At 64.2% G+C, this 23,698-nt stretch carries 16 protein-coding genes; 7 read left to right on the top strand and 9 right to left on the bottom strand.

Features of this window, described 5'->3' with window-relative positions; translation table 11 throughout:
* Nucleotides 1-3: 3 nt before the first annotated feature.
* Genes FF124_RS00080 through wecB form a run of 5 tightly spaced genes read right to left on the bottom strand, consistent with a single transcriptional unit; the run spans nucleotide 4 to nucleotide 9,477 of the window.
* The gene (locus FF124_RS00080; protein ID WP_138746450.1) at nucleotides 4-885 is read right to left on the bottom strand and encodes an alpha-amylase family protein; all 882 of its coding nucleotides are present in this window, start codon (nucleotides 883-885) and stop codon (nucleotides 4-6) included.
* Complete coding sequence (locus tag FF124_RS00075) at nucleotides 882-3,848, bottom strand: NfrA family protein (RefSeq protein ID WP_138746449.1); 2,967 nt, start codon at nucleotides 3,846-3,848, stop codon at nucleotides 882-884. The genes FF124_RS00080 and FF124_RS00075 overlap by 4 nt, the downstream gene beginning before the upstream one ends.
* Complete coding sequence (locus FF124_RS00070; RefSeq protein ID WP_138746448.1) at nucleotides 3,845-6,028, bottom strand: glycosyl transferase family protein; 2,184 nt, start codon at nucleotides 6,026-6,028, stop codon at nucleotides 3,845-3,847. Before FF124_RS00070 ends, FF124_RS00075 begins: the two co-directional genes overlap by 4 nt.
* Before the next feature lie 17 nt (nucleotides 6,029-6,045).
* The gene (locus FF124_RS00065) at nucleotides 6,046-8,292 is read right to left on the bottom strand and encodes a hypothetical protein (RefSeq protein WP_138746447.1); all 2,247 of its coding nucleotides are present in this window, start codon (nucleotides 8,290-8,292) and stop codon (nucleotides 6,046-6,048) included.
* Nucleotides 8,293-8,331: 39 nt separating this feature from the next.
* Entirely contained in the window at nucleotides 8,332-9,477 is a 1,146-nt protein-coding gene (gene wecB, locus FF124_RS00060; protein WP_138746446.1) for a non-hydrolyzing UDP-N-acetylglucosamine 2-epimerase, read from the bottom strand.
* 443 nt (nucleotides 9,478-9,920) lie between these two features.
* On the opposite strand from wecB, the gene FF124_RS00055 reads away from it, so the two are divergent.
* Entirely contained in the window at nucleotides 9,921-10,739 is an 819-nt protein-coding gene (locus FF124_RS00055; protein WP_187326750.1) for a phosphatase PAP2 family protein, read from the top strand.
* A gap of 266 nt (nucleotides 10,740-11,005) precedes the next feature.
* Nucleotides 11,006-12,037, top strand: coding sequence for an aspartate-semialdehyde dehydrogenase (locus FF124_RS00050; RefSeq protein WP_138746444.1), 1,032 nt, complete (start codon nucleotides 11,006-11,008; stop codon nucleotides 12,035-12,037).
* 63 nt (nucleotides 12,038-12,100) lie between these two features.
* On the opposite strand, the gene FF124_RS00045 is transcribed toward FF124_RS00050, so the two are convergent.
* Nucleotides 12,101-13,129 carry an Ldh family oxidoreductase gene (locus FF124_RS00045; protein WP_138746949.1) on the bottom strand — a complete coding sequence of 343 codons (1,029 nt, stop codon included), beginning with the start codon at nucleotides 13,127-13,129 and terminating at the stop codon, nucleotides 12,101-12,103.
* Between the two features lie 418 nt (nucleotides 13,130-13,547).
* Here FF124_RS00045 and FF124_RS00040 point away from each other — a divergent pair, with 418 nt between their 5' ends.
* The gene (locus FF124_RS00040) at nucleotides 13,548-14,075 is read left to right on the top strand and encodes an RNHCP domain-containing protein (RefSeq protein WP_138746443.1); all 528 of its coding nucleotides are present in this window, start codon (nucleotides 13,548-13,550) and stop codon (nucleotides 14,073-14,075) included.
* Between the two features lie 195 nt (nucleotides 14,076-14,270).
* On the opposite strand, the gene FF124_RS00035 is transcribed toward FF124_RS00040, so the two are convergent.
* Genes FF124_RS00035 through FF124_RS00025 form a run of 3 tightly spaced genes read right to left on the bottom strand, consistent with a single transcriptional unit; the run spans nucleotide 14,271 to nucleotide 17,905 of the window.
* Nucleotides 14,271-16,334: a 3-hydroxyacyl-CoA dehydrogenase NAD-binding domain-containing protein gene (locus FF124_RS00035; protein WP_138746442.1), complete on the bottom strand. Its 2,064-nt coding sequence runs from the start codon at nucleotides 16,332-16,334 to the stop codon at nucleotides 14,271-14,273.
* Nucleotides 16,335-16,349: 15 nt separating this feature from the next.
* On the bottom strand, nucleotides 16,350-17,501 hold the full coding sequence (locus FF124_RS00030; RefSeq protein WP_138746441.1) for an acetyl-CoA acetyltransferase: 1,152 nt from the start codon (nucleotides 17,499-17,501) through the stop codon (nucleotides 16,350-16,352).
* Nucleotides 17,498-17,905 (bottom strand): Zn-ribbon domain-containing OB-fold protein, encoded by a 408-nt coding sequence (locus FF124_RS00025; RefSeq protein ID WP_138746440.1) that lies wholly within the window; start codon nucleotides 17,903-17,905, stop codon nucleotides 17,498-17,500. The genes FF124_RS00030 and FF124_RS00025 overlap by 4 nt, the downstream gene beginning before the upstream one ends.
* A gap of 203 nt (nucleotides 17,906-18,108) precedes the next feature.
* Between FF124_RS00025 and FF124_RS00020 the strand changes: the two genes are divergently transcribed.
* The 4 genes from FF124_RS00020 to FF124_RS00005 all read left to right on the top strand — a co-directional run bounded on the left by FF124_RS00020 (nucleotide 18,109) and on the right by FF124_RS00005 (nucleotide 23,458).
* The gene (locus tag FF124_RS00020) at nucleotides 18,109-18,912 is read left to right on the top strand and encodes an IclR family transcriptional regulator (RefSeq protein ID WP_138746439.1); all 804 of its coding nucleotides are present in this window, start codon (nucleotides 18,109-18,111) and stop codon (nucleotides 18,910-18,912) included.
* A gap of 103 nt (nucleotides 18,913-19,015) precedes the next feature.
* A complete protein-coding gene (locus FF124_RS00015) occupies nucleotides 19,016-21,205 on the top strand; it encodes an acetate--CoA ligase family protein (RefSeq protein WP_138746438.1) in 2,190 nt (729 codons plus the stop codon).
* On the top strand, nucleotides 21,202-22,359 hold the full coding sequence (locus FF124_RS00010; protein WP_138746437.1) for an acyl-CoA dehydrogenase family protein: 1,158 nt from the start codon (nucleotides 21,202-21,204) through the stop codon (nucleotides 22,357-22,359). The genes FF124_RS00015 and FF124_RS00010 overlap by 4 nt, the downstream gene beginning before the upstream one ends.
* A gap of 13 nt (nucleotides 22,360-22,372) precedes the next feature.
* Nucleotides 22,373-23,458 carry an acyl-CoA dehydrogenase family protein gene (locus FF124_RS00005; RefSeq protein ID WP_187326749.1) on the top strand — a complete coding sequence of 362 codons (1,086 nt, stop codon included), beginning with the start codon at nucleotides 22,373-22,375 and terminating at the stop codon, nucleotides 23,456-23,458.
* The last annotated feature ends 240 nt before the right edge of the window (nucleotides 23,459-23,698 follow it).

Genomic DNA, 23,698 nt, shown 5'->3' with positions numbered 1-23,698 from the left:
CTCTCATTCATGCGCGTCAAAAGCCTTCACAAGCGCATCGACGAGCTTGTCGTCGAGGTAATGCGGGCCGTCGAAGAGGTAGAGGTCATAGCCCTGCATGAGGGTGATTTGGGGCATGAGTTCCTCGACCGTCGCCGGCCGGAAGCCGCCGTTGGGCAGAGGGCGGAAGGCTTCGGTGATGATGCGCAGGCGATCCTTGCCGAGGCTTGCGGCAAGCGCGTCGGCATAGTCGCGCGCCGTCTGCGGGGAACGCGCCGTAACGCCGGCGCCGTCCTGGAAGAAGACGCCGACATCTGCCGGCAGCCAGGTCGATAGCCAGTCGGCAAGGGCCTCGCCGCCGATATTGCTGTTGTCGTAGACGCTGATCCAGAGCGGGCGCGGCAGAAGGGCAAGCGCCTTCGGCATCACCTCTGCCGCTTCCTTCCAGGTCGGATCGACCTCAACGGGGAAATAATAGCCTTCAATCTCGAGCGGCGGTTTCCTGCCTGCAAGGGCGGCCGAAGTCTTTGCCAGCTGCAACACATTTGCCCGCGCTTTCTTCTCGTCGAAATCGCCGGCAAGGCCGAGGGTGACGTGCCGGGCCCAGGGTTCTTTGGCAATGCGCCGCCAGTCGGGCATCTGGGTTGGCGCCTTCCCGCCGGTGCCGCGGGCAAAACCGATATCGTCGACAACGATCCACTGGATGAGAAGATGGTCCGCGCCGAGGCGCTGCCATTCGCCCTCGGGTTTTGCGGTCGCGTCATCGACCTGCCAGACGATGCCGGTGACCGGCCCGTCGACAGGCGCCGCGCGGTGGCCGGGCGACAGGATGAGGAAGCGCCCCAGAAGAAAGGCGCCGCCCAGCAAGAGCACGGCCGGCAGGACCCTGAGCAGGCGGCGGGTCATATCATGAGGTTGAGGGAAGCGAACCATCCGCGCGCCCTGTCATCGCCGCCGAGCCTTGCCCGGTACTGGCCGTTGATATCGATATGCGACATCGGCGCTTCGTACGTCGTCTGGCGGAACCAGTAGCGCAGGTTGATCCCCGGTCCCGCGCCCAGCGCGAACTCCGTCGCATAGGTGTCGTTGTAGTCGGCCGCGATGCCGATATAGGGCGTCACGATAAGGGTCCCGTCGTCGTTGAGCGAGAAGCTGCGACCAAGGCTCGCATTCGCCAGGGCAAAATCCTCGTCGCTGTCGAAATAGCGTCCCGCCTCGCCATAATACCAGCCCGTCCACCAGGCATCCGAGCCGGGCATCAGGTCGGTGTTGAACCCGTCCGATATGGCGGCCCGCACCAGCGTGTCGTCGCGGCTGTAGCGCCCGACCTTGAAATAGCGCGCGGCCTCCAGCGCCAGGTTGAGATTGGTAAACGGCTTGACGCGCACGCCCGCCGCGCCTTGCATGGTCGATAACCCGACCGCGCCGCCGAGCGAATCGTAAACCGTGGTGAACTGGCGGACAAAGAGATCGACCGTGCGTCCGTCCCGGTAGCCGATGACCGGCGGCCGCCAGAAGATTTCCGAGCCGAGTTGCATGCTGCGCCCGGCAGAAGCCGGCGGCGTGATGTAGCCGTCGGAAATGCCGGTGCTGCCATAAAACAGACCGATATTGGCGCCCCAGCGCCGGGAGATATCCGAGACCTCGCGCCTGAGGCCGAAAAGCCCTTCCGGCGACAGGGAGAGCCTGCCGGCATCCACTTCGTCGATCGCCTGTTTCAGCCAGGAGACCGCATCCTCGTTGTGGTAATCCCGCCTTGCGGCATAGGCCGCATCAATCAGCTGGTTGCCGTCAAGGGAGCCTGCCTGATAGGCCTCGCTGAAGGCGTCATAGGCAAGCGCGCGGTCGCCGAGGCGGGCGGCAAGATAGGCCGTTTCCGTCGGGCCGATCGGCGCGAGAACGCCGTCCTCGGCGGCGGCGTGCAGGCCCGTGCGGGCGCGCCGGCTTTCGCCTTCGGCCATCAGCAGGTCGAGCCCGGCAATGGCGACATCCGCCTGTTGCCTCTCGCCCTTTGCCAGCCTCTCCGCCTGCTCAAGCGCGGTCGCGGCGGCGGTGAAGGTCTCCATGGCGGTCAACGCTTTTGCCCGCGCCAGCCAGACGGCGGCATCCGGGCTGTCGCCGAGGGGCATGAGCGCCTGATAGGCGGTTTCGGGCGCATCCGTCGCCATGGCCGCCGCGGCAAGGTTGAGGCGTAGATCGGTCTCATCCGCAGTTTCGCCCGGCAAAGCGAGCGCCTGTTGAAAATCGGCGAGCGCGCCGGTCTGGTCGCCGAGCGCCTGCCGGATGACGCCGCGCTGGCTGAGCAGGGTGCGGTTCGGACCGAAGCGGGCAATCGCCGCATCGACGACGCGCAGCGCGTCCTCCCGGTCGCCGTTGCGATTGAGGACATCGACCAGCAGCACCTGGTAGGAGCGATTGTCGGGCGCGTGGCGCGCGGCCTGCCATGCGGGCCCAAGTGCTGCTTGCGGATCATCGCGCCTCAGCGCCGCATAGGCCTTTTCGGCGGCTCTTGCCGCCGGCGAGGCGGCGGCCGTTTTCGCTTTCATCTCCGCCAGGGCCTTTTCGGCATTGTCTAGAAGCGCTCGATAGTCGTCATTGTCGGGCGCAAGCCGGACGGCGTCTCCGGCATTGATGACGGCCTTGCGGTATTCGCCTTGCTCATAGGCGCGGTAGGCGGCATCCGCGGCCTTGTAGGCGGGGTCCTCGGTTGCGGGGAGAGTTTCGGCAGGAGGCGCTTCCGCCGCCGCCGCGACAGGGCTTTCCGTCGCCGGCTCCGTCTGCCCGTCCCGCTCCTGCCTGATGCCGGCAGCGCGCGCGGAAAGGCGGCGGATGGCCTCGGCGTCGAGGCCCGGTTCGCCGGTCGGTTCCGGCGGTGCGGGTTCAGCCGCTTTGGCTTCTTCAGCGGCGGCCGCCTGTCGTGCCCGCTCCTCGGCAAGGGCGGTTCTCGCATTGTCGAGCAGGGTTCGGTAGTCATCAATCCGGGGCGCCAGCCTGACAGCCTCTTCGGCGGCGGCAACGGCCTGGGCATACTGGCCGCGCTCGAAGGCGCGATAGGCCGTATCGGCGGCCTTGTAGGCGGGGTCGTCGGTGGAAAGGGGCGCGTCCTGGGCGTCCTCCGCCGCGATCTCGCCGGCGTCTTCGTCCGCTTCCTCTTGCGCGCGGCCTTCCCGGATGGCGGCGGCCCGTTCGGCGAGGAGGCGAATGGCATCGTCGTCAAGCTCGGGATCGATTGTCGCCTCGGAGGCTGCCGCCGCGTCTTCAGCCGTCTGTTCCTCGGCCGCTTCCCGGGCAATCTCCGCATCGCGCGCGGCCACTGCATTTTCGAAAAGGCTCTGGTAGTCGCCATTGTCGGGTGCGCGCTCCAAAGCGCGTTCGGCAAGCGCAACCGCTGCGCTAAAATCCCCGCGCTCATAGGCGCGGTAGGCAGCGTCGGCGGACTGATAGGCCTCAATGGCAGGGTCAGGCGTTGCGGCAACGGGTTCCTCTTCGATCGCGGCGGCCTCGGCGGCAAGCTGACGACGGGTTTCGGCGTCGACATCCGGATCGGTGGCGGCAAGAAGTGCCGCTTCCCGCGCTTCGCCGTCACGGCCTGCGGCGAGGAGCGCCTCCACAAGCGCCAGTCTGAGTTCGCCGGCATCCGGCCTTTGCCGGATCGCTTCCCTCAGGTCCGCGATCGCCCGTTCGGCATTGCCGTCGGCCAGCGCCTGCCTGGCGTTGCGGTAGAGAAGAAGCGGCGGGCCGGAGAGCGGCAGATATTCGATCCTGACGGTGGCGGCGCCTGCTGTCGCCTCCTGCGCCGCAACGGGTGCTGCGGACTGCACGATCATGACCGCGGCAATCAGCAAGGGGAAGGGCCGGAAAGCCTTCATGACCGGGCCTCCTCTTCGCTTTCGGTCACGTCCGGCCTGGCGTCCTGTCGTTCCCGCGCCCGGGCAATGCGTGCGCGCTGCTCCTCGAGCGCGTTTTCGATTGCCTCCCTGAAGACGACGTCCCGGTCGACGAGATAGGAACCGATCAGCCCGTCACGCTCGGGTTGATAGTCGACAAGCGCCTTCTGCAGCGCGTCATTGGAGACCGCGCCGTTTTCAACCAGAATTTCGCCAAGCAGGGGAATATTGGCCTCGATACGTTCCTCTCTTGAGGGCTCCCTGTCGCGGCCTTTCGCTGCAAGCAGGCGCAGGCCCCCGGCAAGCACCCGGTCGCGCACGACAAAATAGCGCGGCTCGTAGCCGAGGCGTCTGGCGATTGCCGCGAGCGCATCCTCGGCAAGCGGAAAGGACGTGGCGAGCGCCAGCCTGTCGCTCTCCTCGTCGATCACCGGCAGAACCCGGTAGGCAAACAGGAAATCCGGCCTGAACCGGTCGCGCGCGGCGACCAGTTCCTCTTCCGTCACGGTGATCAGGTCGAGGCCGGACTGGAAGGCGACGGCTTCCGCCAGTACGTCCTCCTCGAGCCAGCCCTCGTCCAGCAGAATGCGGCCGAGCGGCACGCGCCGGGCTTTCTGCGCCGCAAGCGATGTTTCCAGCTGGGAGGCGTTGATGGCGTGCCAGGAGACCAGAAGGTCGCCCAGTTTCGTCTTCCGGTCCACCAGCCCGTCGCCGGTCGGGAAGTCATGCATGGTCTTGTCCCAGACCAGACGTTTACCGGTGAAGAGGTGGTTGAGATACTGGTTCCATGCCCGCGCCATCGCCATGAAGTTCACGAAATTGCCGACGATGATGCGCGGGATGGACAGGAGGCCGTGTTCCCAGCCGAATGTGCGCGCGGTGAAATAGAAGCGTTGCGAGATGCGCAGGAAGAGGGCCACGGCGTTCAGGATCAGGACAAGCCCGACCCAGCCTTCGACGGCAAGGAGCGGCGGATAGCCGCCCGGAAGAAGTCCGAAGGTGAAGCCGAGCTGGAACAGGATATATTGAAGCGCGAGAACATAGGCGAAAACGGTCACGAAGGTGGTGACCATGCCCTTGCGGTCGCGCAGCATGAAATAGCGGTCGATGAGCGAACCGTGCCAGCCGAAATAGGCCCAGCCCTGAAAGCAGATGCCGAGCGACCAGCGCGCCTTCTGGCGGTATGAGGTGCGGAAGGTATTGGGAAAATATTCCTGAACGCACAGCGCCATCCGCACGGTCATGTCCTTTTCGGGACCGAAGCCGAACCAGGTCTTGCGCTTGACCTGGTAGTCGACCGGAAAGCGGGCGAGGATGGAGCGCATGCCGTGTTCGGCAAGCCGCATGCCGATATCGTAGTCCTCGGTCAGCGTCTGGGTGTTGAAGGTCTGGTTGCTGTCTTCGGCCGCAAGCGTCAGCAGCGCCTTGCGCGAAAAACAGGTGCCGACGCCGGCCGACGGCACCATGCCGGAGAGCGCCTCGCGCACGACGATATCCTTGCCGTGCCACTCGGCGAATTCATCCATGTAGACGCCGGCGACGAGATCGGACCAGTGGCGCTCCAGCGAGTTGACCGGGATCTGGATGAGGTCGATGCGCGGCAGGAGATAATTGAAGAAACGCAGCTCGAGCGGGTGCAGCACATCCTCGCTGTCATGCAGGATGACGCCGGCGAAGGAAATGCCGTGCCGCTCCTCATGGGCAAAGATCGCCTGAACCACCCAGTTCAGGCAGTCGGCCTTGCAGGTTGGCCCGTCATGCGGCACCTCGACGCGCACAAGCTGGCGATAGCGCCGCCGCATGCGCTCCACCTCGTTGATGGTCGCCGCATCATTGCGATAGGTGCCGACAAAGACCGTGTAATGGCGGTAGTCGAGCGTGCCGACCATGCCCTCGATCATCGCCGCGATCACGTCGCTTTCGAGCCATGCCGGCACCATGATGGCGATATGCTGTTCGGGACGACCGGAAAGCTGGTCCGGCGTCAGCGGCTTGTAGCGACGCTCGACGGTCAGGCGCCGCTTGATGGCGCGCAGGTAGAAGACGGCGTCGATGAACAGGTCGTCGACGCAGGAGACGAGAATGATGACGGCGACGGCGGCCGTCAGATATTCCAGCACCCGGTAGTAGTCGGCGATCAGATAGGGCCAGTAGAGCTCCATGGTTCCTCCCGGCCCGGTCAGCTCTTGCCGTCTCGCTTGCGCCGCTTGGCCAGGCGGGCAAGCAGCATGAGCAGGACGAAGCCGCCGAGAATGAGCGCCGTCATCAGGACGGGTAGCTGGCGGAACCAGAAATCGGTATCGGTGAGCAGACGCCAGGAGAAGCTGAACGGCTTTTTGGTCAGGCGATCGGGCTCGGTATTGCTCGGCAGCGGCCGACCGCTGGTCCGGACCTCGGCCAGAACGCCCTCCGACCCGATGACGGCGACATCGCCATGCCTGAGCCGGAGCGGCTTTTCGATCAGCGGCCCGACGCCGTCCGCCGAATAGGTAAGGCCCGGCTCGTCTCCGCCGGTTTCCGCCTGCAACAGGGCGATGTCCGACAGGCCGGTAGCATCGAACAGCGTCGTGCCCTTCGCGGTCGTGATCTGAACGGTATTGCCGTCGACGCTCGCGCGCTTGCGCACGCCCTCCACCGCCACGTCGAAGAGGAGGAAAGGCTTGTCCGGCTCCGGATAGGTGGCGCGGTCGGCCACGCTGAAGTCGGCGCGCTCTGGCGCAATGCCGCTGGCATCGGCCAGCACGATCACGTTCGGCAGCGTCGTAAGTGCGTCTTCGAGCCAGCTCTTGTTGACGACGACGAGACTGTCGCCGGCAAGCCTGGCGGAGACGCTCGAGAAATCGACCGCTTCCGGGGCGGGCGCGAGTTCGACATAGCTGTCGGGCGAGATCGAAACGGGGTAGCCCTGCGGCAATTCCTGGCAATCGCCGGGCGCCGGCTGGCGCTGGACCCGCACGACGATCGTATTGCTCGGCAGCAGCGTATAGGCGGGAACGGGAACGGAAATCGCTTCCGGCATGCCATCGGCCTCAAGCTGTTTGGCGCCGAGAAGCATGTCGTTGAGGAAGACCGATGCCACCGGTCGCGTTGCGGTGGCGCCGGGCGCGGCGGAAACGAAGACATGAATGACCGACGGCACCATGCCGGGCGGAATATCGCCGCCGAGATCGGCTGTCGTCGACCATTCGCCGAGGCCGACGACGCTGAAATTGCTGTCGGAATCCCCCGGCGGAAGCAGCGCCATCGCGTCTCCGTCGGCCATTGGCAACCGCGCCGCGCGGATAACCATGTCGCCGCTGGTCGCCGTGCGTCGCCACCACGTGCTGAAAAGGCCGGCGGCCTCCCTGGCTCCGTCCGGCTGCACGGCGAGCACCGGCTCACCGCCGACAAGGCGCACGCTGTAGGAGCCCGCCTCGACGGGAAGCGACAATGTCTCGCGCGCCGCGACAAGCGCCTTGAATGCCTCTGCCGCATCCGGATCGGCAGACGAGAGTTCCGCACCGATCGCCTTCAACGCGGCGTCGATTTCCGCCGAAAGGCTTGTCCCGGCAATGGCGATGTCCGCCTGCATGTCGGTTGCGCCGAGAACGAGAAGCGCGCCGATCTGTGCCGGGGCATCGATCTCGACCAGACCGCCCTTGGAGAAGGCGGCAAAGCCCGGGACGCTTGCAAGCGCCGCGGGCACGGTGATGGCGGAGGCGTCGACCGTATCGCCGCGCGCCGGCAGCGCCCTCAGTTGCAGGGTCTTGCCCGCTCTTTGCAGCGCCACGCCCAGCCGCCAGGCCGCGTCATAGCTGTCGCTGTCAAGCACGTTGCCGGCGACCAGCAGCGTCACGGTCTGCTTGAACGCGGCAAATGCGCTGGAGACGGTTTTGAGGTCGGCGGCGTTGTAGCTGTATTCCAGATAGGTATCGGGATGAACGAGGAGCCGGTTGCTGTTCGGACCGGTGCCGTAGCAGTAGAACTGCCCGACCAGCGGTTGCCAGGCAATGCCGAGGCGCACGAATCCGTCCTCGCGCGCCGACCCGTCAACGCCGATGTCGAACTGCGTCTTTCCCCTTTCGCCCTCCGGCGAGCGGGCGGCAACGGCATAGCCGTCGAGCGAGAGGATATAGGTCGTCTTGCCGCCGTCGCCTCTCAGATGGGTGCCGTCAAAGAAGAGTTTCGGCTCGATCAGCGGCACGCCGGCCGGCACGGGGATGAAGATTTCGCGGTTGACCCTGTTGGCCGAGAAGGCGAGCGGTTCCGTGATGCCGAGGTCGGTCAGCGAGACCTTGCGGGTGACGACATCGCTTTCGCCGAGCGCGCGGATCGCATCGGCCACGTCGCCGGCTTCGGTCGTCGTCTGGCCCGAAAGCAGCAAGAGGCTTCCGATGGCGACGCACAATGTGGCTTTGCGGCCTGCACTGTTTTTCCGGACGGTCATATTGTCAGCTCCCATCGGCGCTCTCGGCATATCGTTTCATCATCGAGCCGCCCTCGGGTCGAAGGGAGAGACCGGCCGTCCTGCAAGCGTATCGGCAATGCGCCCGGCGGCCTTGCCGTCGCCGTAGGGATTGATGGCGCGGGCAAAGCTCTGGTAGTGCGTTGCCTCGTCCAGAAGCCGCTCGGTTTCCGTGACGATCCGCTCGGGCTCCGTTCCCACCAGCATGACGGCGCCGGCGGCCACGGCCTCCGGCCTTTCCGTGACGTCGCGCATCACCAGAACCGGCTTGCCGAGAGAGGGCGCTTCTTCCTGAACGCCCCCGGAATCCGTCAGGATGATATCGGCCCGCGTCATCAGATAGACGAAATCGAGATAGGCCAGCGGATCGATGAGATGGACATTTTCGAGCGCGCCCAGCAGTTCATGCACAGGCCCCGAGACATTCGGGTTGAGGTGCACCGGATAGACGATCTCGATGTCGTCGCGTTCTGAAAGCCGTGCCAGCGCCTTGCAGATGTTGACGAAGCCGCCGCCAAAGCTTTCGCGCCGGTGCCCCGTGACCAGAACCAGCCTGCGGGCGGGATTGATGAAGGAAAACCGCTCTTCAAGCGTTTTGCGAAGGCTTGCGTCCTTGCCGATGCGGCCGGCCGTTTCCGTCAGCGCATCGATCACCGTGTTGCCGGTGACGATGATGCGGCCGCCGAGATGTTCGCGCTCGAGGTTCTCGGCGCTGGAAGCCGTTGGCGCGAAGGCGAGCGATGACACCACGTCGATCACCCGGCGGTTCATCTCCTCCGGCCAGGGCCTGGAAAGGTCGTAGGTCCTGAGCCCCGCCTCCACATGACCGATCTTTATCCCGCGGTGGAAAGCGGCAAGGCTCGCCGCCATGGCCGATGTCGTGTCGCCGTGAACCAGCACGCAATCGGGACGCACCTCCTCGAGAACCGCGTCGAGCCCGGTAATGACCCGGCTGGTAAGGCTGTTCAGCGTCTGGTTCGGCGCCATGACCGCAAGGTCGTAATCGGGTGTGATGTCGAAGAGATCGAGCACCTGGTCCAGCATTGCGCGGTGCTGGCCCGTGACGCAGGTTGCGCCCGTGATAGCGCTGTCGCGCGCAACCGCGTTGACAACCGGAGCCATCTTGATCGCTTCTGGTCTGGTACCGAATACGCAGAGGACTTTCACGACACGCTTTCCTTAAACACACAGCCCCAACCGAGCACCGTTTCCTGAATTCGGCACTGACGAAGCGCCTGGCTGACGATCGTCCCCCGGGACTGCCGGACGAACCGGCGCAGCAGAGAAATACTGATCATTTTCGATATGATTTTTAGTAGGTCATGGTTAATTATCGGTTACGCAAACAATGGCGAGACTGCACAAGCGCCTGTTTGGGCGTTACTGCGGGTGCAAGATAGATAACGACACGCTGGGGACGGGCGATATTCCGGAGACCTCGCGTCGGTTCGGCCGCCGCCGCAATTGCCTCGTCCGCGCGTCCTTGGTCGTCGGGTTCTCCGGCGGGAAGGTGAAGTCCCTGGCGGCGTTGAGTTCGCGGCGTTTTTCGGTTAGGTTTCCCCCGCATGGGTTCGGACGCAGGTCCGGGCAGGAGGATTTGCGGGGATTTGATGACAGTGCCTTATCGCTGGTTCGGCCAGCGGCGGAAAGTGAAAGACCGGAAGTGGCCGTGCAACCACTGGCGCGGCTTTGTCGTCGGGACGGCCGGGATGGTTCTGGTCGCCTTCGCGATCCTCGACTATCCGGTCGGGGTCATGAGCAAGCAGCTTGATCCGCTCCTGCACCGGTATGGCAACCTGCTGACCGATTTCGGCAAGTCGGACTGGGTCCTGATCGTCAGTTTCCTCGCCATCATCGTCGGTCTCGGCGCTGCCGGCACCGGCGACCGGCGCACCCGCGCCAAGGGCGTCTTCCTTGCCCAGGCTTCCAGTTTCGTCTTCGCGGCCATCGCCTTTTCCGGGATTGCCGTTGCCCTGATCAAGAACACGATCGGCCGGGCGCGCCCCAACATGCTCGCTCATGATCTCGGGCCGTTTTCCTTCAGCCCGATGCAGTTCGACGCCGATTTCGCCAGTTTTCCCTCCGGTCACTCGACCACGATCGCGGCGATCTTCACCTGCGCTGCCTTCTTCATGCCGCGCCACCGCGTTCTGTTCTTCAGTCTTGCCGTGGCGGTTGCCATGTGCCGCACCATTGTCGGCGCGCACTATCCGAGCGATGTGATCGCGGGCCTCGCCTTCGGCGCCTGGTGCACCTACCTGGTCGCGATCTTCTTTTCGCGCTACCGCATGGTCTTCAGGATCGATGACGGCGGCTGGCCGGTGCCGCGCAACAGCATCAGGGCGCTGAAACCGGAGTTCATGCGCCACCACCGGGCACCCGTTCCCAAGCAAACAGACCTTGACTTGGGGACGCAAAAAGGCCATTAGCCTTCGCGGTTAAAGGACACGAATTCATGCTGCAGCTCATGCGTCCCGGATCTGGTGATGTGTCGCTGGCGTCAAGCGCCGGCAGCAGGGTTCGTGCATCCGCTATTCTCACCAAAACGGCCAAGAAAACGACGACGAAAACCGTCTGACGTCTCTGGCCCTGCCGCTCTCTCCCCGGTCTGGCCGGGGACGGGAAGGCGCCTTTTTGAGGCCGCTCTTCCGCTCCCGCCCCCAAGAGGAGAGAAACGAAAGAGAGCTATATCACCATGGGTTTCAAGATTGCAGTCGCCGGCGCTACCGGCAATGTCGGGCGCGAAATGCTTTCCATCCTCGCAGAGCGCGGTTTTCCGGCCGATGAGGTCGTCGCGCTCGCTTCCAGCCGTTCCGTCGGCAAGGAAGTCTCCTTCGGCGACAAGACGCTGAAGGTGAAGAACCTTGAGAATTACGATTTCTCCGACACCGATATCTGCCTGATGTCGGCGGGCGGATCGATTTCACAGAAGTGGTCGCCGAAGATCGGCGCGCAGGGCTGCGTCGTGATCGACAATTCCTCGGCCTGGCGCTACGACGCCGATGTCCCGCTGATCGTGCCGGAGGTCAATCCGGATGCCATCGAGGGCTTCACCAAGCGCAATATCATCGCCAATCCGAACTGCTCGACCGCGCAGTTGGTTGTCGCGCTGAAGCCGCTGCATGATGCGGCGACCATCAAGCGCGTGGTCGTCTCCACCTACCAGTCGGTTTCCGGCGCCGGCAAGGACGGCATGGACGAGCTGTTCAACCAGACCCGCGCCGTCTTCGTTGCCGATCCGATCGAGAACAAGAAGTTCACCAAGCGCATTGCCTTCAACGTCATTCCCCATATCGACGTCTTCATGGAAGACGGCTACACCAAGGAGGAATGGAAGGTTCTGGCGGAAACCAAGAAGATGCTGGACCCGAAGATCAAGGTCACCTGCACCGCTGTGCGCGTGCCGGTCTTCATCGGCCATGGCGAGGCGGTGAACCTGGAGTTCGAAAAGGAAATCACGGCTGACGAAGCCCGCGAGATCCTGCGCGAAGCCCCCGGCTGCCTTGTCGTCGACAAGCACGAGGATGGCGGCTATGTCACCCCGGTCGAATGCGCCGGCGAGGACGTCACCTATATTTCCCGCATCCGTGAGGACGCGACCGTCGAAAACGGGCTGGCCATGTGGGTCGTCTCCGACAATCTGCGCAAGGGCGCGGCGCTGAATGCGGTTCAGATCGCCGAGCTTCTGGTCGAGCGCAATCTGGTCAAGCCGCGCGCCACGGCCTGATCGGGCCGGAGAACCCGAAATCTTGCAAAACGGCGTCGGGAAACCGGCGCCGTTTTTGTCGCTCTATCGTCGCAGCCGTTCGCGCAATGCCGCGATATCCTCCAGCACGGCGCGGCGCACGGGCATGGGTCTGTCCGCGTTGCGGCGGCGGGCGGCGTAACGCCTCGCCGATGGCAGGCGGGCCCCCGCGCCGGTTATCGCATCGAAGAGCCCCTCCGCCTGTGCGCTACTCTCGGCAACCGTGCCGCCGAGGAAGGAGGCGGGGTCAAACGCCAGGATCAGTTCGCCATGCATGGGGATCACGCCTGCGCCATCGTCATGGGCCAGCGACTGCGCGCTCGTCATGTCCCCGATCAGCGGCCCGGCGAGAAGCTCGATCATGGCCGAAAGGACAGAGCCCTTGTGCCCGCCAAATGTCAGCATCGCGCCGTTGATGGCCTCAAGCGGATCGGTGGTCGGCTTGCCTGCCGCATCGACGGCAACGCCTTCGGGCAGCGGCGTGCCGGACCGGCGGTGCAGTTCAAGATCGCCGCGTGCAATGGCCGAGGTGGCAAAATCGAAGACGAAGGGGTGCTTGCCGGGGCGCGGCCAGCCGAAGGCGATCGGATTGGTGCCGAAGGCGGGGCGCGTGCCGCCGGCAGGTGCCACCCAGGCATGACTGACGGTCATGGCAAGCGCCACCAGCCCCTTGTCCGTGATTGCTTCAATTTCCGGCCAGAGGGCGGAGAAATGATAGCAATTGTTGATCGCCAGCGCCGCCAGTCCCGCAGTCTTCGCTTTCTCGCAGAGCAATGGCAGGCCGGCTTCGAAAGACCTCAGCGAGATACCGCGACGCGCATCGACGCGCACGATCGCCGGCGCCCGGTCGTCAACCACCGGCGTTGCCTTCGGATCGACCTTGCCTTTTTCGGCGAGGGCTGCACAGGAAAGCAGACGGTAGAGCCCGTGGGAATGACATTCGTCGCCCTGGGCTCGCACCACGCAGGCAGTGATCGCGCGCGCGTGATCAGGCGCAAAACCCGCCAGGCGCATCACCTCTTCTCCCAATTCCGTCGCCGCCTCGCGCGTAATCGTCGTCTCGTCGCCGGACATCATGCTCCCTTTTCCGTTCTTGAGGCCGCAAGTCAGCCGCATTTGCAGCGGCTTGGCAATGGCGGCGTGGCGAAAATTCACTCCCAACGGCCGGACATGACGTCGCGGCCGAGAAGCATTTCGGCCAGAGATGGAAAAGGCTTGCCTTGCTCGCGCCAAAGGCGTAGTACCCTGCCGTCGAACCTATTTGAGGTGTTTTTTGTCATATCGCCAACGCATGGAAAATGTTGCCAGCGCCGCATCGGCCGTCCTCACGGAGCCTTTGCGGAACGGTCGTCCTGTGCGTTGATCAGCCGCCTTTGACAAAACGCCGCTGACAGCATCGGCCGATCTTGCTGGCAGCGAAATCTCCCTCAACAAGAATATCCGAGATTTCGGTCTGCCCTGTCTTCTCCCCGAAGATTTACGGCAAGACGAAATGCGTTACCACGACGATTATGACGGGCGGAAATCCTTCCGCACCGCGCACAAACGCGACAAGCACAAGAACAATCGATGGCATGCGGCGGATGGCGAATTCCGCTGTTCGAACTGCAGGCAGATGGTTTTCCCGACCCCTGAAATGGGGACGGCCCATCGCAACCACTGCCCGCACTGCCTCCATTCGCTCCATGTCGACACGAGGCCCGGCAACCGCGCCTCCGACTGCCATGCCCGCATGGCCCCGGTCGGCCTGACGTGGAAGAGGAACGGCGTCGACAAATATGGAAGGGAAAGGATCAGCGACCTGATGCTGGTCCACGCGTGCCTTGGATGCGGCACGATCAACATCAACCGCATTGCCGCGGATGACGACTGCGAGAAAATCCTCGCGGTGTTCGAAACGTCACTGGCGATGGAAGAGGGCAAGCGGCAAAGGATCGAATGCGCCGGCGTCGCGCTGCTGGAGGCCGATGATGTCGGCTTGCTGCACCGGTCCTTGTTTGGCGCCGTCATGACGAAGTGAAAGAGGATGGCCCGGCGGATATGTGTCTACCGGGCCATCGTTCAGGACCTTGAGGCAGCGTCGCTGCCGAGGAAGGTCTATTCATTGTTACGGATATAACGGGTGAATCCATCGCGTGCATTTCCAGCGCCACCGGGATCATGCAACGTGATCGGGACGTTGCGCCCGATCGCCGAACGAGGCGGTCGCAGTGACCTATCTGCTTCCCGGAGAAACGCCCGCTTCATCGAGCAGCAGCGCCGAAGGCGTCCAGTGCGGGCCGATCTCGGCGTGGTAGCGGATGATGTCGCGGGCGACCTGCTCCAGCCCGGTTTCGCGGGCAAAGCACATCGGGCCGCCACGCGTGCGGGGAAAGCCATAGCCGTTGACGAAGATGACATCGAGATCGCTGATGCGCTGGGCAATGCCCTCCTCGACGATCTGGTAGCCGGTATTGACCAGTTGCCACATGCATCGGCGCAGGATCTCGTCATCGCTGACCGCGCGCCGCGTGATGCCCTTTTCCTTCGAAACCGCCTTGATCAGTTCCTCGACCTCCGGGTCGGGCGTTCCGCGCCGCGCGCCCTCCTCGTAGAGATACCAGCCCTTGCCGGTTTTCTGGCCGAGCCGCCCGGCCTCGAAAAGACGGTCGGCGGTGGTGAAGGGGTAGGGGGTCTGGGGCCCGCGCGCCTGGCGGATATGATAGCCGATATCGAGGCCGGCGAGGTCCATCACCGCCAATGGCCCCATGGCCAGACCCCAGCGGGTCATGACCGCGTCGACCTGCCAGGGCAGGGCGCCCTCCTCGATCAAAATCTGGGCCTCGCGATTGAAGTTGATGAACATGCGATTGCCGGCAAAGCCGTCGCAGACGCCGACGAGGACGCTGTGCTTTCCAAGCCTCCGGCCGATCTCCATAGCCGTCGCGATCACGTCCGGCGCGGTCTTTTCCGCCCGCACGACCTCCAGCAGCTTCATGATATGGGCCGGGCTGAAGAAATGCAGGCCGATGACATCCTCAGGCCGCGCGGTTGCGGCCGCAATGCGGTTGACATCAAGCGTGGAGGTATTGGTGGCGAGGATCGCACCCGGCTTGCAGACCTTGTCGAGAGCGGTAAAGACTGAACATTTCACCTCCATGGATTCGAATACGGCCTCGATGGCGAGATCGACGGCGGCCAGGTCATCAAGCGCGATCGTGCCCGTGATCAACGCCATGCGCGCCGAGGCTTCCTCGGCGGAAATTCGACCCTTTTCGCGCGAGGCCTCATAGGTCTTGGCGATGGCGGCAAGGGCCGCATCCAGCCGGTCCTGCGCCTCCTCCACAAGAATGACGGGCAGGCCGGCATCGGCAAAGCACATGGCAATGCTGCGGCCCATCGTGCCGGCGCCAACAACGCCGACGGATGAAACGGAGCGTTGCGGCGTATCCTTCGGCAGGTCGGCAATCTTGCGCGCCTCGCGTTCGGCGAAGAACAGATGCCGCATGGCGCGCGCTTCCGGCGTGGCGTTGAGGATCTGGAACGTGTCGCGCTCCCAGGCAAGCGCCTCGTCGATGGGCGTGTCATAGGCCTTGCGCACAGCCTCAAGCGCCGTCTTTTCCGCCGGCGCGCCCCGGCTGCGGCGCAGATACCCTTCGGCAATGGCGTCAAGCTCATCCGGCGAGCCGCGCATGACGATGTCGCGGACCCGTCGGCGCGGCAGGCCGTCGGCGACCGCCTTTTCGAGACGCGCGAGTGCTGCCGCCTCGTCTGCGGCAACGGTTTCGGCAATGCCAAGCGTCACGGCGTCATCCGCCGTGATGGCCTTGCCGGTGAGAATAAGCTCCAGCGCCTTGGGTCCGCCGGCCAGTCGCGGCAGCTTTTGCGTGCCGCCTGCGCCTGGGATATTGCCGAGCTTGATTTCCGGAAAGGAGAACTTTGCGCCGGGCAGGGCGAAAATATAATCGCAGCCGAGCACCAGTTCGAAGCCGCCGCCGAAGGCGATGCCATTGACAATCGCAATGACGGGTTTTCTGCCCTCTTCCAGCATGGCGATCAGTTCGGTCAGATAGGGATGTTTGCGGCCCGTATTGAACTCGGTGATATCAGCGCCGCCGGAAAAGACGCGGCCCGATGCGGTGAGCACGGTAACGGCGATCTCCGGATCGGCCTCGAAGGCGGCATGCGCCTCGGCGATCTGGCTTCTGAGTTCATATCCGAGCGCGTTGACCGGCGGGCGGTTCATGCGGATGACGCCGAGCGCGCCGCGCTTTTCCTGTTCGACAAGCGTGTTGGTCATGGTCTTATCTCCGCGTCAAAGGGCCGCTTCCGTTCCGAAAATTGCCGTCGCCTGGTGCGACAGCGTGATCCCGTTGCCGTGGCAAAGCGCCGTTTCGGCCTCGGCGATCTGGCGTTCGCCGGCCGTGCCGCGCAACTGCCGCGTCGCCTCGATCAGCGTGAACACGCCGTACATGCCGGGATGGCAGAAGGAGAGCCCGCCGCCATTGGTATTGACCGGCAGCGGACCGCCGGGGGCGATGCGTCCGCCGGAAACGAATGACCCGCCTTCGCCCTTGGGGCAGAAGCCGAGGTCTTCCAGGAACAGGATGACGTTGATGGTGAAGGCGTCATAGAGCTGAAGCACATTCATGTCCTCCGGTTTCAGCCCGGCCATGGCAAAGGCGCGCGCTCCGGAATCGCGGGCGGCCGTCGTCGTCAGGTCCGGCATTTCGGAGACGGCCCTGTTATAGGAGGCGATACCGCCGCCGAGGAAATAGACCGGCTTGTTGGGCAGGTCACGGGCCCGGTCCGCGCGGGTCATCACCACGGCGCCGGCGCCATCGGTCAGAAGGCAGCAGTCACGCAGGCTGAGCGGCTCCATCACCATGCGCGAGGACAGCACGTCCTCAATGGTCAAGGGATCGCGCTCGAAGGCCTCGGGGTTCATCCGCGCCCAGGCGCGGGCGGCGACGGCCACCTCGGCAAGCTGTTCGCGGGTGGTGCCGAAGCGCGCCATATGGGTGGCCGCCGCCATGGCATAGGCGGTCATCGGATAGCGCGGCTTGTGGGGAATTTCATAGGTCGGCTGCTCGGCAGCGGGCGTCATGCGTCCGGCGCCCGAACGCAGGGTCGCGCCGTAGCAGATCAGCGCCACGTCGCACAGCCCGGCCTCGAGCGCCATGGTCGCAGACAGGGCATCGGCAACGAAGCTGGAGCCGCCGGTATTGGTGCCGTCGATCCAGCGGGGTTTCAGCCCAAGATATTCGATGGTCGAGATCGCCGGGAAGGTGTGGCTCATATTGGCCGTGAACAACCCGTCCACATCGCAGAGTTTCAGCCCGGCGTCTTCAAGCGCCTCGTGAACGGCGAGCGCCTGGATATCCATGGCGTTGAAACCGGGGGCTTCGCCGTGCCCGGCCGTTCCGACACCGACAATGGCGGCTTTGCCGCGTAAACGAGAGGTCATGCGCCTGCCTCCGCGTTGGGGTCGAACACAACGAAACGCGCGCCGGTTTCGCCTTCGATGCGCGCCTTCACGCGCATGCCAATAGTGATGTCATCGGGATCCGTACCGGGCAGGCGGCTCATCATCCGCGGTCCTTCGTCGAGGTCCACAAGGACGAGCGCGTGGCGCGAGGGCCGGGTGTCGCCGGGCTTGGGGCGGCCGTGGAGAACCGTGCGGGAGTAGACGGTTCCAAGCCCCGAGGCGGGATGCCAGGCAAGCCTGAGAGAACCGCAATGGGGGCAGATGATGCGGGGCATGAAGATCGTCGTTTGGCAGGCCGCGCAGGTTTGAAGCCAGAGCCGGCCATCCTCGACATGGGCCTGAAATTCAAGATCCGGCCCTGAAGCCGGCAATTGAGCCGTCATCGCTTTTCCTCCCTGAATGCGCCTGCCGCGATACGCTCTTCCCCGTGTCGCAAAAAATGCAGTAGTGTCTGCAATGCAGGCATATATTTTGAATTACAGTTAGCAAGCTTTCACTCTTCTGGCAAGACGAGGCGTGTCCGGCGGCTTGCGTGAGGGCGGGTTCGGGCCTAGAGCCTCTCGGGCCATGTAGAAAGGAAACGGAAATGACCGAGTTCGAGGCCGAGGGCGAGAATGCCGGAGATCGCCATTTCGTGACGTCGCTGCAGCGCGGTCTTCGGGTCATTACGGCCTATGGGCCGGATGACCGGGCGCTGAGCAATCAGGCGCTTGCCGAGCGGACCGGCCTGCCGCGTTCCACGGTCGCCCGGTTCACCCATACGCTCCACAAGCTGGGTTATCTCGTCCATCATGCGCGCGCCTCCGGCTACAGTCTGGCGCCGCGCGTCATCGAACTCAGCCGCGCGGCGCTGGTCAGTACCGGTATCGGCGAGCTGGCGCGGCCTTCCATGGAGGCGCTTTCCGAGCTTGGGCCCTTCTCCGTTGCACTGGGCGTGGCGAGCGACGGCGGCATCCGCTATCTGGAGCTTGCCCGGCGGCCCGAGGCGATCGTCCTCAACCTGGATGTCGGCGCCCTTGTGCCGGTGTTGCAGACGGCGATTGGCCGGGCCTATCTCTCCGCGCTTTCCGAGACGCGGCGCGCTGCATTGTTGCGGCGGCTAAAGGCGGAAGAGCCCGCGCTGTACGATGCGCAGGCGCCGCTTCTGGTCGCCGAGATGGAGCGGTATCAATCGGAGGGCTACGTGACTTCGTTTGGCTGCTGGTGGCCGGAACTCAATGCGGCGGCCACGACGATCCGTTTTGTCGAGGACGGCGATCCGCTTCTCCTATCGATTTCCGGGCTTTCATCTGTGCTCACGCCGGAAAAGGTGTGCGGCGAATACGCAGCGGCGCTGATGAACTCGGCGCGCGTGATCGAGGGGCGCATGCGGCGACGCTATTCCGAATAGAATTTCCTCATTGTCTGCAATGCAGGCAAGCATTCCAAAAATATGTTGACCCTTGGAAGCGTTTCGGGAATAGTCCTGCCGGACAGACCAAGGGAGGAATGGTATGTTGAAAAATGCTGCGTCCGGTTCGCCGACCGGTCAGGAGGTCGCAGCGGGCGAGGGCGTCTTCGCTCAGCTCTCGGGGCTGATGAACCCGAAAAGCGTTGCCGTTGTCGGCGCCAGCAACAGGAGCGACGGCTGGAGCGGCATGGCGGTCCCGGTCTTGCGCAGGCTCGGCTTTGCGGGGCGCATCTTCCCGGTCAATCCCAAATATGAAGAGCTGAACGATCTCAAATGCTACCCGTCCGTCTCGGCCATCCCCGAGCCTGTCGATGCCGTTCTCATCTTCGTGCCGCAGAAACTGTTGCCGGAAATTCTGGAGGATTGCGGCAGCAAGGGCGTGCGCGGCGCCGTCATTCTCGCATCGGGCTTTTCGGAGACCGGCGAGGAGGGGCGCGCCATGGAAGAGACGCTGCGCGAGATCGCCAACCGCAACCGGATCGCCATCTGCGGGCCGAACTGCCTTGGCCTTGCCAATCTCGACAGCGGCTTCATGGGGCTGACGGCAGCGACCTTCCCCGAGGATATGTCAGCCGGCCGTACGGCGCTGATTTCCCAGAGCGGCCAGCTGTTGATGGTGCTTCTGGCGCGCGCCCATGATCAGGGCGTGCGCATGCGCTATCTCGTCTCCACCGGCAATGAGCTCAACGTCGAAGCGGCGGACTATGCGAGCTGGGCCCTCGATGATCCGGAAATCGCCTCGGTCTGCATGAATCTTGAAGGGCTGCGTACGCCGTCGCGCTTCATGGCGCTGGCGGAAAAGGCGCAAGCCGTCGAAAAGCCGCTGATCGTGCTCAAGCTCGGCCGCAGCAAACGCGCCGCGCGCACGGCGCTTGCCCATACCGGCAAGATGGCCGGCGCGTTTCGCACCTATGAGGCCGTGTTCCGGCAAAACAACGTGGTCTCGGTCGATGACCCGATGGAGCTGGCCGAGGCGGCCGCTCTCTTCGAAAAATGTCCGCCGCCGCGCGGCGAGCGTATCGCGGTGGTGACCTTTTCCGGCGGCTGGAGCGGGGTCATGGCGGATCAGTGCGAGGCGCTGGACCTGCCGATGGCGGATTTTACCGAAAAGACCGTCGACGGCCTGCGTCCGCTTCTCGATTTCACACCGCCGGTCAACCCGCTTGATCTGTCAGGCAATGTCAACAACCACCCCGAACGCTGGGGCCAGAGCCTGAAGATCGCCCTGGATGACGAGAACACCGACATTCTCGTCGTGTTTATCCATCAGGTGCGCAAAAGCTGGCGCGGTCGGTTGATCGGCCCGGTGCTCGAACTGAGCGAGACGGCGGACAAGCCGATCATCGTCGTCTATGACGGCGGCAAGGTGGTGGAAGCAGGCTACGAGCAGCTTGCCCGCGACGGCCGCCTGCCGATCTATCGCGGTAGCCAGCAGATGCTGAAGGCGCTGAAACGCTTCACCGATTATCATAAGCGCGCGAAACGCCCGGTAGATGATGGCATGGGGCCGCAAATTCCGGCAGATGCGGGCGCGCGCGTCGATGCCTTGCTTGCCGGCGGCGGGCGGACGATGGCCGAGGATGTCGCCAAGCAGGCGCTTCTGGCCTATGGCCTGCCGATGGTCGGCGAAACCCTGGTCGGGAGCGAGGCGGACGCGCTGCGGGCCGCCGAGGCGATCGGTTACCCCGTCGTGCTCAAGGGGCTGGCCGACGGTATGGAGCACAAGAGCGATGCCGGTCTGGTGCACCTGAAGCTTGGCGATGGTGATGCCGTGTGCCGCGCATATGCCGATCTTGCCGAAAAGCTTGCCGGCCACACGCTGAACGGCAAGCCGGCACCCTGCCTGGTGCAAAAAATGGTCGACGGCGGTGTCGAGGCCATTCTCGGCATGCAGAATGATCCAGATTTCGGGCCGATGATCCTCGTCGGCGTCGGCGGCGTGATGACCGAGCTTTTGAACGACGTGGCGTTGCGTCGCGCGCCGCTCAGCCGCACGGACGTTGCCGAGATGATCGACGAAACCCGGCTTGGCCGGCTGCTTGCCGGTTATCGCGGGTCCCCTGTTGCCGATCGCGCGGCGCTGGAAGATGCGGTCCTGCGGCTTTCCGCCCTGTCTGTCGCCCATCAGGACGCCATCGAAAGCATCGACATCAACCCGGTTCTCGTCCTGCCCGAAGGCGAGGGCTGCGTTGCCGTCGATGCGCTGATTATCAAACCGGAGGATGAGGCGTGACCGATCTTCTCAACGCACCCGAGGACAGCGCGTTTCGCGCCGAGATCCGGGCTTTCGTCGAAGCAGAACTCGATCCCGCGACAAGAGCGAAAGTCTCGCGCGGCAGCCCGCTTGCGCGCGAGGATTTTCTGCGTTGGCATCAGAGCATGCACCGCAAGGGCTGGGTGGCGCCGGGCTGGCCGGCAGAACATGGCGGCCCCGGCTGGACGGCGCGGCAGCGGCTGATTGCCGATGAGGAGATGTTCCGGCTTAACACACCGCCGCTGCCGGGTTTTGGTTTGAAGATGATCGGCCCGATCCTCATCCGCTTCGGCAGTCGCGAACAGCAGCAGCGTTTCCTGCCGCGCATCCTGTCGTGCGAGGACTGGTGGTGCCAGGGGTTCAGCGAGCCGGGCGCCGGCTCCGATCTCGCCTCGCTGCGCACCCGCGCCGTCAGGACCGATGGCGGCTGGCTGGTCTCCGGCTCCAAGACATGGACCACCTATGCGCAATACGCCAACTGGATCTTCTGCCTCGTGCGAACCGATCCCGAGGTCAAGAAGCAACAGGGCATTTCGATGATGTTGATAGACATGTCCGCGACCGAGGTCTCACGTCGCCCGATCCGGCTGATGGATGGAACCGAGGAAGTCAACGAGATCTTCCTCGACAATGTCTTCGTGCCCGATGATCTGGTCGTCGGCGAGATCAACAAGGGCTGGACCTATGCCAAGGCGCTGCTGGAGCATGAGCGACTGGGGATCGGCGGCGTCGGGCGCTCGAAACATCTTCTGGCGCGCGTGCGGGAAATGACTGAAGCCGTCGGGATGGCCGATGATCCGGAGATTTCCGCGCGGCTTGCCGGATTCGAGATCGATATCATGGCGATCGAGGCGACGACGTTGCGCCTTCTGGCCGCTGCCGAGGCGGGCCGCGCGTTGGGCGCGGAAACCTCGCTGTTGAAGGTGAGGGGCACCGAGGTGCAGCAGGGGCTGACCGAACTGATGCTGGATATCGCCGGCCCCGCCGCGCTGCCGGAAAGCGCCAGCGACTGTGCCGACAACCTTCTTGCCCATGTCGCCTATCAGTTCCTGAACTGGCGCAAGCTTTCGATCTATGGCGGCAGCAACGAAATCCAGCGCAGCATCCTGGCCGGCCAGGTCTTGGGACTTTGAGGGGAAAAGCCGCATGATACGTTTTGAGCTTCCAACAGAAGAAGCGCTGCTGCTGAAGGATACGGCGGAGCGTTTCGTTGCCGACAATTACGCGCTGGAGCAGAGGGCAAAGGCCATTTCGGCCGCGCCGGGCGATGTGCCGAGGCACTGGGCCGAAATGGCGGAACTCGGCTGGCTGGTGGCCTGCGTGCCTGAGGAGGCCGGCGGCCTGGGGCTTACGCCGGCGCAGATCGTGCCGATGATGGAGGTTCTGGGCGCAGGCCTGATCCTGGAGCCGGTCGGCGCCGTCAGCCTCGGCTGCGCCGCCATGCTGGCCCGCGCGCTTTCCCCCGATGACGTGGCCGAAAGGCTTGCGCCGGTTCTTGCGGGCGAGGCGATCGAGGTCGTTGTCGCTGGGCGGGATGGCACGTCGATCGCGGCCCGCCGGGAGGGCGACACGCTCGTTTTCTCCGGCGCTTCTCCCGCCGTGATCGGCGCTGCCGCCGCGGCGGCTTTCTGGGTCGTCGCGGAACTGGACGGATCGCGAATGCTGGTGCGTATCCCTGCCGAAGATGCGGCAGTGACGCCATGCCGGCTGGTCGATGGTCAGGCCGCAGCGCAAGTGTCTCTCGATAATGTGACGGTGCCGGCAGCCGAGGCGATTTTCGATTGCGACGCGGCGCTGGAGTTTGGCGCCGATCTGGCGCTCGTGGGTGTGCTCGCCGAAACCTCAGGCGTCATCAACGCCCTTCACAAGGCAACGCTGGACTATGTTCAGATGCGCGAGCAATTCGGTCGCCCGATCGGCAAGTTCCAGGTGGTGCAGCACAAGATGGCCGACATGTTCATTGCTTGCGAGGAGGCCCGCTCCATGGTTCTGCTGGCTGCCGAGGCCATGGAAAGCGGCGATGCCGCGTTCCGCGCCAGACTGGTCTCTGCCGCGCGGGTGAAGATTTCGGATGCGGCGCGCGCGGTGCTCCGCGATGCCGTCCAGCTTCACGGCGGCATGGGCGTTTCCGATGAACTGGCCGTCGGCCACATGGTCAAGCGTCTTCTGGTCCTCACCCAGACGGGCGGCAACAGGGCAGCGCATCTGAAGCGTTTTGCCGAGGCGGCTTAGATCGTTTCCGCCTTTCATGGAAACGCGTAAACGATCAGTCTGTTTGTTTTGACGCATTTTCGCGGACGTCAGATGTTTCCATCTGACTGCGAAATGCTCCGGGCGACTGAAGGGCTCTAGGCGGTGTGGACGGATTGCCGCAGTTTGAAGAAATGGGATTCCCCGGCTGAGCGTTGTCTGATTCATGGGATGTCGACTGATTGGAGGTCGACATGAGCACGAAGATGACAGAGGACGACT

Origin of the sequence: Martelella lutilitoris (assembly GCF_005924265.1) — a bacterium.
Taxonomy (GTDB): domain Bacteria; phylum Pseudomonadota; class Alphaproteobacteria; order Rhizobiales; family Rhizobiaceae; genus Martelella; species Martelella lutilitoris.
The sequence above is the reverse complement of the archived record's forward strand: the minus strand, read 5'-3'. Positions and strand labels throughout refer to the sequence as shown.